The organism is Caballeronia sp. Lep1P3 (assembly GCF_022879595.1).
Taxonomy (GTDB): domain Bacteria; phylum Pseudomonadota; class Gammaproteobacteria; order Burkholderiales; family Burkholderiaceae; genus Caballeronia.
In genome coordinates, this window is sequence record NZ_CP084265.1 from 3,055,117 (window position 1) to 3,069,656 (window position 14,540).

Below are 14,540 nucleotides of genomic sequence, written 5' to 3' on the forward strand. Positions count from 1 at the left end.
TACGCGCTCGTCAAATGCAAGGCAAGGGTATGCGACTTCGTGTCGCGCCTGGTCGCGTACAAATTCGTGACCCGTACACAGGAGGTTGCATGAACTTTGAATCTACACCGCCCCCATACCCGTTTGGTGCCTTTTATCTCATTGTCAAAGAGGCGATGGAAGAAGTCTGGAAAAACACCCAGGCTCCAGATGCTCTGATAGGGATGGAGTTTCTGACCGACATGGCCGTGCCGGTGCAAGGTCTTTACGATGTGCGTTTGCCGACCGGTCAGGTGCGTCCGCTTTCGCTGAATTTACTTGTCGTGGCGGAGTCGGGCGAGCGCAAGACGGGCGTTCACAATCTGGTGGCAAAGCCGCTCTATACCTTCGATGCCGGGCGCATCAAAAAGTACGAGACAGATGTCCATAAGTACGAGTTGGAGAATCGCATTTGGAAGTCAGTCGATGCCGGATTGCGCCATCAGATCACAAAGTTGACGCAAGAGGGGCAACCGATTGAAGATCTGTGCCGCCAATTGTCCGAACTCGCGGCGAACAAGCTAGTGAAACCGCGCGCGCGACGCATCATGCGCCAGAACGCAACCGAACGCGCGATCATGGACGCACTCGAAGGCGATGGAGAGTCGATTGCATTCGTTAGCGACGAAGGCGAAATCATCATCAGGGGCGGCGCGCTCAATCAGATGGGGACGCTCAACAAGGCATGGGATGGTGCGGCGATGCTGATGCTGGACCGCTGCGACGGTGTGAGCGTCGTCGTGTGCAATCCGCGCGTAACTGTGTCGTATATGGTGCAGCATCAGTTGCTCAAGAAACTTCTCGACCGCCGCGGTGACGTTATGCGCGGTTCCGGGCACTGGGCCCGCTATCTCATTGGCTACCCGGCATCGACGCAAGGCACGCGCTACACCCACCATTTGAATATGGAGTGGCGCCACTTGCCGAAATTTCACGAGCGCATGCGCGAATTGCTCGACGAGTTTGGTCGACGCGTTGACGCAGGCGCGATCGAGCGATCGACACTAGAATTCTGCGACGATGCAGTTCCGCGCTGGATCGAAATGACAAACTACACCGAATCAATGCTGCAACCTTGGGGTTATCTGCACGACATGAAGGACTTTGCCTCCAAAGCGCTCGAGATCGCGGCACGGGTGGCGGCACTGCTTCACGTGTTCTCAAAGCAGGAGGGTAAGATCTCGGTCGATACATTGAATCGTGCGATCCAGATCGTTGAATGGCATCTGCACGAGTTCAAGCGGATTTTCTCGCCCACAATAGTTCCACAGGAGCATCGGGACGCTCAGGTGCTTGAGCACTACTTGCTCGTAAATTACTGGTGCCACAAGTACAACTTTGCGCAGAAGAACCTGGTGTTGAAGAACGGTCCGATTCGACCCGCGTCACGACTGGATGCGGCGCTAGAGTGTCTGATCGCGATGGGACGTGTGTGGATCGGCGTCGGATCGAAGCGAGAGCGCTACATCAACCTCAATCGAGGGTACTTCGGCTCGTTGGGCGCCGCGCTAGCATACTAGGCGATCGACGTGGTGTTGTACTGCATGCGATGTTGATGCGATGAGGGGATGGCTCTAGACCGTTCTGCGCATGTCGAAAAGAGGAGGCAAGTTGCCTCCTCTTTTTGTTTTCCAAATCAATGTCGCGCAAGACAGTTAAGTTCATGCGCGAGCGGTAGATGTCAATTCAGGTTGTGACAGGCATGGAGCGATGTCAAAACAGGATCAAGCATTTATTCGGGGTCGAGAATCAAAGACGGACGACATTCATGTCACACGACAGTCCATATCGCGTGAGTGCATGGACGTACCATCGCTGAGGTATTGTTTTGTGACGGCTAGGAGCGCGCTCGCGCCGGCCGATTGGAATCTTTTCCGGCGGCACCACGATCTCGCGTGCGATTCATGCAACTAATCGCACGAATCGCCCAAATCTGAAGGCCACCATGCCGCGTGGTGCGGCATATGGTCATCGATGATAGACCTGGGACCCTATGCCGCTCCGAGTGGCTTGAAGCATACGGCTACGGCGGGAACGAGCCAATTCTCTATTCCATTGCCGGAACTGTTTGACTGACCTGCTCGCTATGCAGTTTGCTCAAGCATAGCTGCGTCGGGCACACTACGGAACGCCGTGTCATCAGACTGCGATCGACTGCATCCGCTTGCATTGCGAGAAACCTTGAGTTGATTAGTTGGTCCCGACGTCTCCGATGGACATCGCCGCGACCTGAGGTGTCTTGATCCGATGCAGGTCGTCATTTCGTCGTCATACCCTCTCGGAGGCTCGGCCTTTACGATGCTTTATGTACTGTGCCTTGTCTTCGCTTGACATATTGCTGATACGCGTCGGGCCGAGATGGCGCTCTGGTGGGCGGTCGATGCCTTGCTGCTTGAGTGTGCGGTGATCAACACGGGTGGTATGGCCATGCCTCTCCAGCGCTGCATTTTGTATCTCGGCGCACCTTCTGCGAATGTCAATGACTTCATCGCGCAACGCGAGCCGGTTTCTGCCGCCGCTATCCTTTCTGCAACCTCCTTGTTCAGGATTCTGCGCGTTGTAGCGGCTGAATGTCTGTTGCGGAGAACGTTCAATACCGTCGTGCATGCGATCGGAGAACATCAGATGCAGATGCGTATTTGAAGCGCCTTCGAGTGCCGAGTTCGGTGCGTGCACCGCAAACTGATACGGCTTGTCGCCAACGAGCGATTCGACGAGATCCTCGACGAGTTCTTCTTGTTGCTTGCGTGTCAGCTCGGCAGGCAGCGCGATTTCGTGCTCGCGGTAGACAGCGCCATTCGCACGCTCATGCCTGTCTCCCGCCCTCCAGAAAGCAGCCGGATTGCCCTGCGCCCACCTTGGCAAGTTGCCGCAGCCAGCGCAGACGAGATCGTCACGTTCACTGTACTTGCCCTGCCGAGTGATGTAGGTAGCGTGGTTTGCAGCACTCCCTTTCTTGCCGCTCTTGATCGTGTGATGAAAGCTTGCCATGATGAGACTACCCTTTCTCATTGATAGATAAAAAAAGCCAGCGAATCATGCTTCGCTAGCCGCTTTTGAGATGGGTAACCAACCTAGTTTTGGTGCTGTTTGGTAGAAAGGTTAAGTGCGCGTCCTTTATCTCCCCCCTATATGCTTAGGTTCTGGATGACTACTACTATAAGAACGCTATCTAACTCGTCTTCCATGAAATGTTAAGCAATGTAACTACTCATCTCATACCATCGGGGATAAGCTAAGAAAATATTCGGATAACCATCACGCTATGAAGACAGTTGGTTCGCAACGACAACAGTATCCAGACGGGAGAAATATGCTTCCATGCAAATTAGTTCAATCTCTAGATGGCAGAAGACGTCAAGGTTTGAACGCAGGAAATAGAGGACTGTCAAATTAATTGAATAGCACCGACCGTGTTTTGATACGGCTATTGCAACGTCACATCTCGATAGCTTTCTCTCGAACCGGCGTCTGCGTCGCGGGCCAGTTTTGTGACTTCTGTTTCCGTCGGTGTGGACTGGCGAATGAACGAGGCTGTGACCGGGCGTGAAGGGGACGTGACCCGAAGCGGTTACGTCGACGACCGGGGTGTGACGACCTCGGGTTGCGGTGGTCTGAGTGCGAGACTTCAAAGCAGGCAGACGATCCTTCGATTACCACGGCAAAGCTGAGGCCCGACAGCAGATCGACGCGACCCACGGTCATCCCGAGTACCACCGCCAGCTTTGCCGTGACTGGATCGACAGTCAGCGCGTCGTGCTGCCCGACCGTGCGGTCGGACGCCGTTTGCTGTTGCCAGGCATCATCAGCTTCGGCATTTAGCGCATCCAGACGTGCGGCCAGCGCGACACGCCGGACCCTGAGTGTCGACAGTCGCGTTCGCAATGCTGAAAGTCAGCGACCGCCAATTGCCTCATCGTGGTGGGTGGCCCGATCGGTCATGATCATCGTCAGACTGCGCCCGATGGGTACGGGATAGGAGACCGCCGGGACTGACGATGCGCGATGTTCTCCGGCATGCTGCTGCGAGAGCACGAAGAACGTCGCGTGACCGAAGCACGCGGTTGCCATACACGCAACCAAGAGCAGACAACCGACGCGACCTACGGACCAGGGGCGAGGTGCGGCACAGGGTGCGGAGCAGGTGAGCACCGACAACCAGCACGATACCGACCGCTACCCAAACAAGCCGCTCCGGTAACTCGCCGCCGCGCTGCCACCCGGCCAGCACGGACATGCAGATCGCCGTCGCGGTTGCGGCGACTGCCAGCGCGAGAGACAGCCATGACTTACTGTCATCCGAGCTCCTGACCGCCTCGCTAGATCTGGAAATCATGCCGCCGTTCCTCCCAGCAGGGCCGCGCGCCTGTCAAGCTTGTCACGCAGCGTCGGTTTCCCCTGTTTCCCGTTTGTCTCCGACGAATCAATGGCGTCCCGTGTCTTCGTCCCGTCGCCGGAACTGCCTTCACTGGTCCCGTCGCAGGATTCAGCCCCGAGATAGAACTCTTCCGCTACAGCAGCGCTTTCCTCGGCACTCTCTTCGAATGCGCCATTAGCGAAGCCTGCACGCGCTGCCGCATCGAGCGCAGCCTGATCGAAGCCGGCCATGCGGCGGCGCCCATCAAGCTCCCGCGCTTGCCCGATGGCTTCTTCTAGATTGCTGCCAGTTCTCACACCCAGATCGACGTAGTAGATCGCCGAACGGTAACTTTGTGTGGTCGACTTCCCACGAAGCTTCAGTTCGAGCGGCAGGCAGGCAAGCAATCCACCCGACACGGCATTGAAATACTGCAACCGTGCCGAGAGCGTGCGGATAGAATTGTACGAAGTCGTGCGGAAGATGAAAGAGCCCAGTTCATCTTCATCGCCGATCGTGACAGTGAGGCGTCCGTAGGGCTTGCACCCACTCACCTCCCCGAACTCGCAGCTTTCGGGCGTCGGACAGCCTAGGGTCGCAATGCCACCGTCCGTAAAGCGCCGGCAGATTTCGCCGTCGCCGACACATACGGGGCGACCGCTTTTACGATCGAACAGACTGTATTCGGCACGCAGGTTTAGATCCGGATCATTGAACAGCATCCTTACCGGAATTGAACGCAGCTTGCCCGGGATTGCCTTTCGCAACATTTCGTTGAGCGGATGCAGTAGCCATCCGCTCGCATTCTGCATCTGACTGGTGAGGGTGAACTGGTCGTCTTTCTCCGGTAGACGTTTGCCGTTGTTTTCGACGATATGGCCGATCGTGATGCGGCCGACAATGGGTGGTGTGATCGCCAGACCTTTGAGCATGGTGATACTCCTAAATTAAAGACGCATTAAGACGAAGGAATGGTTCAGACGGAAACGAGGAAGCGACGTGAGCCCGGTTTCGTGAACCCGTATCGCGTTTCAAATTCCGGATGTTCAGCGAGCAGCCGCTTCAGGTCCACGCTGCTTGAATCTCTGCTGCGTTTGTATGACACTTCGCCGGTTTCGAACAGCGCCCGGGATGCGTCGCCCATCGCCTGCTGAATGGTCTGTTTTAACTTCGCTTCCTGTTGCTCGCGTGCTTCAATTTCGGCGCGCACCGCGACCAGATCAGCGAAAGTTGTAGAGAGCCACCGGTCATCCGTGAAATCAACCGTGCCCGCACGGCCCGGATACAGGCAGCGCAGGGCGCGGTCGGCCGACTCAGAGCCGTCCGCCGGTGGTGGCGTGTCGCTGGTGACGTATTGCCAAAACTGCGCTTCGAGCGGGACGAGCCGGGCAATGAGATCGTCATCGCGTTCGATGCGGTGCACCGCCAGTTGCTGACCACATAGCAGCACGGCTACGTCCGCGGCGCGTTTGCCGGCAACGGCCAACTGGTGCTGCACCTGCAACTGCACATACTCCGGAACGCCGTCGCGCCACAGTCGCGCGCCGAACTCACCTGCCGTCTTGCATTCCAGAATCTGCAGCCCCGGAACGCCAACGATCTCCCGGTCGAGATTGGCTAGCATGAAGGGGATCGTCGCATGCTGAAGGACAGCATTGACCTTGCGTACGCGATTACCAGTCTGCTGCGTATAGGCTGCAGCGACGATGGGCTCGAGTAGCGTTCCCCAGTAGACCGGTTCCGTGATGTCGTGCGGATCCGGTTGCGCGAGTCCGACGTCGCGCCCCGTCTTTTCCAGCCAGAGTTCGAGCGCGCTTTTGTACGGATTCAGACCCACTGCTGCGGCAGCGTCGGATCCGCCGATGCCGGTCCTGCGCACCGCCAGCCAGTCGGCGCGGCTCAGGCTGCGCGTTTCGACCAGACGTAATGCAGAACCTTTCCTGATGGGATTCTCTTCCTGGATGCGTTGCGACATGGTCTTCTCCCAGACGGATAAATAAAAAGCGCCCGGTGAGCCGAAGCTCAACCGGGCACCTTATGACAACAACAGACGAAGGACGGAAAGAAACGATAAAACCAACTGCCACAATTCAGACGACGAGTCTCAGTGCTTCGTCCCACGCCTTTTGTTTGAGCGCCGCACCAGGGCCGAACCACGCTGCGTCGCGCCGATGGTCTTCGCTGCGTGCACGGCGCTGGTAGTCGACATATTCGGTGACGCTGTTGAGGAGTCCCCACGCCGTGCCTGAGGCGGAGGCGAGCGCGGCACCCTTACCGCGTCCAGCGAAGAGATCATGGACGGCCCGGATAGCGCTATCGTTGGTGGTGGCGTTCGGTTTATCCGCAGCACCCGATGCGCTACCGGTTTGATAGGTCAGCACACGCCGGAAATACGCGTCGGCTGAGTCGGCGCTGACCCTGCGTTCTGACAGCGCTTTCATGCGCGCCATGAACCCGTCCCACGACGAGATAGCGATGCCGAGTTGGCGCTTGACCGCCTGCGCATCGAACTGGCTGCGGTGCGGCACCTTGACCGCGCCCGTACTATCACCGAGCGCAATGGCGAGCGTGTTGTTGCAGACCACCCTAACAGAGGTGAACTGAGCCGTCGTCGCGAGCGTGCCGTCGCACGCGGTGGCGAGCAGCAGGTACCCGTTGACCTTGTCATGGCCCTTCAGCGTAGCGCTTTGGCCTGTACGGGCGAGCGCCCACAGCTTCTTGCCGTCCTTGAGAACGCCCGCTGTTTCGAGTTCGAAGCCCCCCACCTCGGTGAGGTCACGATAGAACTCCAGAATTTCGGCGGGCTGGACGACCTGGTAGCGGCTTGAGACAACCGACAGAGGGGCCTTCGTGTCCGAGCGATAAAGCACTTTCTGTTCCGGAAACGCATGGATGGAACCAAGACCAGTGCCACCTGCGACGAAGCGGACCTCAGATTCTTCAATCTTCCAGTTCATCCCGGCCTGTTGCGCCCACACTTCGAGCGACTGGCCAGGAGCAAGTTGGTTACCGAGGCCATGCCACGGGATTTCATTAACATAAGCCATGGTTTGTACGAGGTGCATGGACAACTCCTTCCGAGAAAGACGAGCGCATAAAACCCGGCCGGGGCCGGGCACACTGGCGAACAGTAAAAAGGGGCGAAATACGGAGAAAGGGAATGCCGCGGTCAGCGGTGACCACTTAACGCGTGTGAAATGGGGGCGCCGTGTCAGTTTTGAATCAGATACTTGCCTAGCGTTTACTGAACGTGTGACCGCACCGGCGGCATTGGTAGTTATCAAGGATGTTGTCGTCGATGACTTCGCCCACAGTCGTGCCTGCAGCACAGCCTGCTGCCCCGCCGATTAGTCCACCGATGATGGCTCCGGCGACAAGTCCGAAGGCGGCACCGACAGGGCCGCCAACTAGGCCGACGGTCGCGCCCATCTCTGCGCCTGACATGGCGGCGGTTGCGGTGCCTGCCGCGCCTGCGACCGCGCCGATCGCACCGCCAGCCTTTCGCGCATAGCTTCGAGTTTCAATACATGCTGATTGACAACGAGGACATTCGAGGGGAAGGTGTTCAACAGTAAGAGGGCTATCAGCGGTCATTCGTTTTCCTTGAGGGTGAAGATATGGAGTTAACACTTTTCAAGTGAGCAGCGACTAGCGGCCCATCTCACTTAAGTGATATAGGTTCAAAATAATTTGGATTCCTAATTAAACGGGATATGGCGAGCGAAATGGAGCGCTTTTCTGGGGATGCTGGGAGTTCGCCTGTTCGATTGGGCGCATAGAGAATCCTATTACAGGCCTTCATCCTTGTTGCTGCGGATCGACCCTGTAGGTACCGCACGTCTGACGTTGAACCAGTTGCAAGAGAAAGGCGCGCTTGATGGCTATTGGCGGGGATGTGCCGAGAATTGGTGATTGAAAACTCGAGGCCGCGCATTTCCGGATCGTCCCCTCGCGATCTCACCATCAGAAATTTTCGCCGCTACGATCACACGGGCGCCTTCCGTGGCGGGTGTGTTTCCGGGCATCGACCAAAAGGTCGGATCAGATTCAATTGGAAAGCTATTTGGTCATTCGAGTAGGCGAAGCCTACAAGCAGGCGGATGTGTCGACGCTGCCGCCAACGAGCGTGCGCCGAGACGCCGATCCTCCTACCGGACCACCTGACGACAGATTCCGGGCAGAGCATCATTGAGACGCGTCCGCCATCTCATCGGCGCGACTCCAATCCCGTCTCGGCGCCCCTCTTCCAACTGTCCGACCTCATCCACCGTTGCGCCGGAGCTACACATTCTCTTGAGCAAAACCCTCTTATGTCGCTGGAATTATGGAATCTTTTCTTGATAAGTGCGACACTGTTAAATAATTTAGCGTGTAGTTTCCCGGGAGGACCTTTGGATTGTGGATGCAGTTATTACACGGAATGTGATTGTTGTTACTAACTGCACCAACAGGAAGCGTGTCAGTGGAACTGGCCTCGCCTTTAACGAAGCCGTAACGGGTGGCCCGCTTACATCGGTCGCTGCTCGTTGGGCAAAGGCCGTTCGGAAAGCACGACCTTCGAGGCTGGCGCAGGACGTTTACATGGGGCGCGCCTTCGTTGAGGCCCAGCACGTAGCCGCCAGTCTAGGGGGTACGTTGCACGTCATATCTGCAGGGCTCGGGGTGGTGGATGCCACAGATCCGATTCCGTCGTACGACTTGACCGTCTCCGATGGCAGCAATTCATTGAAACCTCTCCTCCTTCGACTGGGAAAGGAACCGAGCGACTGGTGGTCGGCGTTAACAGCAAAACTCGGACACCAGCGCTCTGTGCATGCGCTACTGGACAGACATGCAGACGCCTTGACGCTCTTCGCATTGCCGGGAAGTTACGTCGCCCTTATCGCTAAGGATCTAGCGTCCTTGACCGATACCCAGGTCAGCAGAATCCGCATCATCACATCTGCTCACGGTCAGGCGTTCGTTCCGGCCAATGCCCGCCACGTCGTTCTACCTTACGACGAACGTCTGGAAGGGTCTCCATTTCCCGGCACGCGAACCGATTTTGCGCAAAGGGCATTGCGCCATTTCGTCGAAGTACTGCATGGGCATCGACTCTCTGCCGAAGAAGCCAGAACGGCTGTGGCGAATGCGATGCATATGTTGAGGAAGCCGGTTATTCCGGTGCGAGAAAAGAAGACCGATGCGGAGATTCTCGCACTGCTGCGCAGGAATTGGCACCGATTTGATGGGGCCTCAACCCGGCTCCTGCGCTATTTGCGAGACGATGCACTAGTGGCGTGTGAACAGGGGCGGTTCCGTGATTTGTGGTTCCGTCTTCGGCAAGAACTCACCACACAGGGCTAACTTCAATATGGCCAAGAAGGAAATTGTTGTACGCGCACTTCGTACGACCCAAGGTGAGGGGCTGGACGTCTATGCTTTTTTCATTCAGGGCTCTGACATCGTGAGAGTCGCCGATATATCGAGGGTGGAACGCGACGAATCGGAAGTACTCAAAGGCTTTCAGCGACCCGAGATTAGAACTCACGTCAAAGGTATCGCCGACTATTTGAACCAGGGTAACGTCCTGTTCCCAAATGCGATCATTCTCGCAATGTCACCGGCGGTTCACTTCTCCGCTGCTCGAGGCACGAAGCCTACCGGCGATCAAGGGATTGCACAGGCTGGCACTTTGACGATCCCGGTGTATGACGAGAGGCAACGAGTCGCCTGGATCGTTGACGGTCAGCAGCGTTCGTTGGCTTTGGCACAAGCAGGGACGAAGAGCATTCCGGTACCTGTTGTCGGCTTTGTCTCCGATAACCTCGAGATCCAGAGGGAACAGTTCATCCTGGTCAACAAGGCACGGCCGCTTCCGACGCGACTGATTAATGAACTTCTGCCGGAGACCCGCAGTATTTTGCTACCTCGTGAGTTGAGCGCGCGCAAGGTGCCGTCCGAGATATGCAACTTGCTCAACCGAGACCCCGAATCACCATTTTACAAGCTGATCAAACGTATTTCGGAAAAGAGCAGCAGCACAAGCATCATCACTGACACTGCCGTAATCGCGATGATTCGTAACAGCATGAGCAATCCGCTAGGTGCACTCGCTCCCTACAAATTGGCTGGTCGAGAAGGCGTTGACGTCGAAGCGATGTATCAAATTTTGCGAACTTACTGGTCGGCCGTACGGGATGTATTCCCGGAAGCGTGGGGTGCTGATCCGCGACGCAGCCGGCTCATGCATTCAGCGGGCATTGAGGCCATGGGCGTACTAATGGACAGGATTTACGCGCGCCTCGCTGGACACGGAGAAGACTACAAAACGGTCCGCAAGGAACTGGAGAAGGTTGCTCCCACCTGTCGCTGGACCAAGGGTACATGGGAAACACTGGGCGTTGCTTGGAACGAGATTCAAAGCACGCCGCGAGACATTAGAAAGCTCCAGGACACGCTAGTCCGAGCCTATACAAGCACGATGAAGCAATGAAATTTCTCTATTCCGATACTCAGGATTACGTTGATCCGGAGTATGACTTTATTACAGATCGAAATGCTCCCGGTCGACGTCGGTACTGGGATGACGTCTATGCGCACGAGCTTATGACTCCGTCACCGTACGACGGCTTACTGGTATCCATGAGCGCAGTTCGGCAAGCGGATGGGGTCGCCAAATCCAAGGTGCGGTATTCAACTGCCGAAGAGCAGAGGATGTTGCGCGACGGCGTGCGTAAGTTCCTGAGATACGGTGGTCCAAAGTTCAAGGACTCAATGGTGCTGGGAGACTGCGGGGCCTTTGCCTACGCTGATAGCGAAACGCCCGCGTATCCGCCTCAAGAAGTGGTGGAATTCTACACGGACGCAGGTTTTACCCATGGGGTGTCGCCTGACCACATCATCTTTGACTGTCTTACGGACAACCCTCCTGCGAGCGAAGTGGCGCCCGGAGTTGTTGAGCGTTTCGACATCACGCTCGCCAATGCCCAGGAGTTCTTGCGCCTTACAGATTCGGAGGGTTACCCCTTCGAGCCTTTGGGTGCTGTACAGGGTTGGTCACCAAAAAGCATGGCCGATGCCGCGGTTCAACTCGAGAAAATGGGATACCGCTATTTGGCGATTGGAGGTCTCGTTCCGTTGAAGGTTGACGTTATTAAGCAGGTTCTACACGCTCTGCGCGACGCCATCAAACCTGAGACGAACATCCACCTCCTCGGGTTTGCTAAGGCGGAGACGATTCATCAGTTCACAACTTTTGGCATCACCAGCTTCGACTCTACGTCCCCGCTTATCCGGGCGTTCAAAGATGCAAAGGCGAATTACTACCTAGAATCGCCCAAAGGTGGGCTTGACTATTACGCGGCGATCCGCATTCCGCAAGCAATCGAAAATCCTCGTTTGATGCAAGGGATAAAACGCGGGATTTTTAGTGCCGAGGATCTGCAACGCCGTGAGGAGAAAGCGTTGACGGCATTGCGCAAGTTCGACAGCGGCAGTGGGAAGGCGAAGGATGCGCTCGATGCTGTTATGGACTATCAGCAGTTCCTCACGCTGGGTGACAAACACTCCATTGAGCAGCACGAAAAGGAACTAAAGAAGATGCGTGTGCTGGTAGAGCGCACGTTGGAAGATGCACCTTGGAAGCGTTGCCGTTGCTCTGTCTGCAGCAAGGCCGGTGTCGAAGTCATCATCTTCCGATCCAGCAACCGGAACAAGCGCCGTGGATTTCACAACCTAGGCGTCTACCACAAACACGTACAGCGTACCTTGGAGAAACATCGGTGAGCATCTATCGATTCAAGGCCATTCGTGCATCACAAGCTCCAGAGCACGATGTATTTACCTTTGCCGCCACGCCCGAACAGATATGGGGTTTCGCCGAGATCGAACGCGTGGGTCGGGAAGAAAACGGGCAACTACGCGGCTTCCAGCGCCATCAGATTGCATCTCACATCAAGGAGATTCGCGACTATTTGCGGCGCGACGATGCACTTCTTCCCAATGCATTGATCGTTGCCTTCATCGGCGGCGTCAAGGTGAAGGATAAGGGAGATGGGGTCGTTGAGATTGAGATCAAATCCGGCGATAAAAAGCCGGGCTTTGTTGTGGACGGCCAGCAGCGACTCAGTGCATTGTCGGGGATCAACAAACCTGGATTTCAGGTTTTTGTGTCTGCGCTTATCTGCAAGGACTACAACGAACTACGTCAGCAGTTTGTGTTGATCAACAACACGCGACCGCTGCCGAAGACGCTGATTTACGAGTTGCTCCCGACGGTTGAAGGGCTGCCGGAACGATTTACCGCGCGCAAGTTTGCTGCGCGCATCGTCGATCGGCTGAATTTCACTCGCGGCTCTTCGTTGCATGGCGAGATCCGTCAGCACACGAACCCCAAAGGGATACTGAGCGATACGGCAATGCAGAAGTTGGTGATGAACTCTGCCTCTGACGGCGCAATTCGTGAATTTATTAAGGATGGTGATTTCGAAACTCGTGCTTATGAGTTCGTTAACGCGTTCTTCGGGGCTGTGGTCAAGGTTTTTGGAAGCGAATGGATCGGCATGAGTCCGAAAACGTCACGGCTGCGTCATGGCGCAGGCATTGTGGCAATGGGTTTCGTTATGGAGTTTCTGTATTCCAGCGAAGGCGCTACGACTCGCGCCGAATTTGAGAGTGGCCTCCGGTTGCTGAAAGAATATACCGCGTGGACAAGCGGCCAGTGGCGCCTTGCACCAAATGACGAGCGTCCTTGGAATGGTATCCAGAACACTCCTAGCGATATCGATTTGCTGACCAACTATCTGGTTCGGTCGATGAAGCGGGCGCTCCGTCAGCCACGACGGGTAGCTAACACCTAGCGATACGAGGTCTACTCATGAAAACTCGCGCAATGGTCCTCTTCTCTGGTGGACAGGACTCGACGACGTGCCTCGCGTGGGCCCTTGACCGCTACGAACATGTCGAGACAATCGGATTTGACTATGGACAACGCCATTCCGTTGAACTTGAGTGCCGACCAAAGGTGCTCTCCAGTCTTCGTGAACAGTTCCCAGACTGGGGAAAAAAACTCGGCGACGACCACATGCTCGATCTTTCAATTCTGGGACAGATCAGCGACACGGCGCTTACTCAAGGCAAGGTCATTGAGATGGAGGAAAGCGGTTTGCCGAACACGTTTGTGCCGGGTAGAAATCTGCTGTTCTTCACGCTTGCGGCCGCTGTAGCTTACAGGCGTAGCCTCCAAGTACTCGTCGGAGGCATGTGTGAGACGGACTATTCCGGTTACCCGGACTGTCGGGACAGCACACTCAAGGCGCTTCAGGTCGCCATTGCTCTGGGCATGGATCAACCGTTGGTCATCGAGACACCACTAATGTGGATCGATAAGGCGCAAACTTGGAAATTGGCGTTCCAGCTGGGTGGCAAAGTCTTTATCGATCTGATTCTTGCAGAAACCCACACTTGTTACGTTGGGGACCACACAACACAGCACCATTGGGGCTATGGATGCGGGAAATGTCCTGCCTGTGAGTTAAGACGGAACGGATACGAATCCTTCTCCAAGGCAGTCGCATAAAGAGCGAGGTCGCTGGATATCAAATGAATTACGAACTAAGTCAGAAATTTTACTTTGAGGCTGCCCACACTCTGCGACGCGAGATTGATGCTGAGGGTAGTCGCCGCATTCACGGGCATACATACCACGCGCAAGTATTTGTTCGAGGCACTCCAGATCCAGTCACCAAGATGATTGTTGACCTAGGTTTCCTTCGCAGGGAAATTGAACGCGTCCGCGATCTTCTTGATCACCGATTTCTTGATGAAATTCCCGAGCTAGGCGCCGCGACAATAGAAAGCCTATGTTCGTTCATTTTTCAAGAAATCTCTGCATCTGTGCCAAGCATCACGAAGGTCCGCGTTGAAAGAGCCGCGAGCGGAGATGCGTGCGACCTATCTGTCTAGTCGTAGTCTCGTCGCGGCGGAAGAAACAATCATGCCTCACAGTCAAGTTGTGGGCCGCGTCACGCACTGAGAGGTTCTCCAGTGAGTGCGCGGGTAACCGATATCATCTGCCATCTCGTTAAGGACCGTTTTCTAACGCAAGGAAATTCGGATGGACAACAGAACCTCGCTGCTTGCCGACGCGTCTTAGTTGCACTCTCACGTGAGAACTGATTCATCT

The 14,540-nt window shown here is 55.9% G+C and carries 13 protein-coding genes; 8 read left to right on the forward strand and 5 right to left on the reverse strand.

What is annotated here, in order from left to right:
• The first annotated feature begins 89 nt into the window (after positions 1–89).
• Positions 90–1,538, forward strand: a complete 1,449-nt coding sequence (locus LDZ27_RS14390) for a YfjI family protein (protein WP_244814728.1) — start codon at positions 90–92, stop codon at positions 1,536–1,538.
• A 748-nt stretch (positions 1,539–2,286) separates the two neighbouring features.
• On the opposite strand, the gene LDZ27_RS14395 is transcribed toward LDZ27_RS14390, so the two are convergent.
• Positions 2,287–3,009 carry a MobA/MobL family protein gene (locus LDZ27_RS14395; protein ID WP_244814729.1) on the reverse strand — a complete coding sequence of 241 codons (723 nt, stop codon included), beginning with the start codon at positions 3,007–3,009 and terminating at the stop codon, positions 2,287–2,289.
• A 627-nt stretch (positions 3,010–3,636) separates the two neighbouring features.
• On the opposite strand from LDZ27_RS14395, the gene LDZ27_RS14400 reads away from it, so the two are divergent.
• Positions 3,637–3,840 (forward strand): hypothetical protein, encoded by a 204-nt coding sequence (locus LDZ27_RS14400; RefSeq protein WP_244814730.1) that lies wholly within the window; start codon positions 3,637–3,639, stop codon positions 3,838–3,840.
• Between the two features lie 510 nt (positions 3,841–4,350).
• Here LDZ27_RS14400 and LDZ27_RS14405 read toward each other — a convergent pair.
• The 4 genes from LDZ27_RS14405 to LDZ27_RS14420 form a co-directional block, all read right to left on the reverse strand.
• Entirely contained in the window at positions 4,351–5,307 is a 957-nt protein-coding gene (locus tag LDZ27_RS14405) for a phage capsid protein (RefSeq protein ID WP_244814731.1), read from the reverse strand.
• 44 nt (positions 5,308–5,351) lie between these two features.
• On the reverse strand, positions 5,352–6,350 hold the full coding sequence (locus LDZ27_RS14410; protein ID WP_244814732.1) for a YqaJ viral recombinase family protein: 999 nt from the start codon (positions 6,348–6,350) through the stop codon (positions 5,352–5,354).
• Positions 6,351–6,465: 115 nt separating this feature from the next.
• Positions 6,466–7,440: a DUF932 domain-containing protein gene (locus LDZ27_RS14415; RefSeq protein WP_244814733.1), complete on the reverse strand. Its 975-nt coding sequence runs from the start codon at positions 7,438–7,440 to the stop codon at positions 6,466–6,468.
• A gap of 169 nt (positions 7,441–7,609) precedes the next feature.
• A complete protein-coding gene (locus LDZ27_RS14420; protein ID WP_244814734.1) occupies positions 7,610–7,969 on the reverse strand; it encodes a hypothetical protein in 360 nt (119 codons plus the stop codon).
• A 987-nt stretch (positions 7,970–8,956) separates the two neighbouring features.
• Here LDZ27_RS14420 and LDZ27_RS14425 point away from each other — a divergent pair.
• Genes LDZ27_RS14425 through LDZ27_RS14450 form a run of 6 tightly spaced genes read left to right on the forward strand, consistent with a single transcriptional unit; the run spans position 8,957 to position 14,320 of the window.
• Positions 8,957–9,721, forward strand: a complete 765-nt coding sequence (locus LDZ27_RS14425; protein WP_244814735.1) for a hypothetical protein — start codon at positions 8,957–8,959, stop codon at positions 9,719–9,721.
• Between the two features lie 7 nt (positions 9,722–9,728).
• Positions 9,729–10,850 (forward strand): DGQHR domain-containing protein DpdB, encoded by a 1,122-nt coding sequence (gene dbpB / locus LDZ27_RS14430; protein ID WP_244814736.1) that lies wholly within the window; start codon positions 9,729–9,731, stop codon positions 10,848–10,850.
• A complete protein-coding gene (gene dpdA / locus LDZ27_RS14435; RefSeq protein WP_244814737.1) occupies positions 10,847–12,142 on the forward strand; it encodes a tRNA-guanine transglycosylase DpdA in 1,296 nt (431 codons plus the stop codon). The genes dbpB (LDZ27_RS14430) and dpdA overlap by 4 nt, the downstream gene beginning before the upstream one ends.
• Positions 12,139–13,215, forward strand: a complete 1,077-nt coding sequence (gene dbpB / locus LDZ27_RS14440; protein ID WP_244814738.1) for a DGQHR domain-containing protein DpdB — start codon at positions 12,139–12,141, stop codon at positions 13,213–13,215. The genes dpdA and dbpB (LDZ27_RS14440) overlap by 4 nt, the downstream gene beginning before the upstream one ends.
• Positions 13,216–13,232: 17 nt before the next feature.
• Positions 13,233–13,934 carry a 7-cyano-7-deazaguanine synthase QueC gene (gene queC / locus LDZ27_RS14445; RefSeq protein ID WP_244814739.1) on the forward strand — a complete coding sequence of 234 codons (702 nt, stop codon included), beginning with the start codon at positions 13,233–13,235 and terminating at the stop codon, positions 13,932–13,934.
• Between the two features lie 23 nt (positions 13,935–13,957).
• On the forward strand, positions 13,958–14,320 hold the full coding sequence (locus LDZ27_RS14450) for a 6-carboxytetrahydropterin synthase (RefSeq protein WP_244814740.1): 363 nt from the start codon (positions 13,958–13,960) through the stop codon (positions 14,318–14,320).
• Positions 14,321–14,540 lie beyond the last annotated feature (220 nt).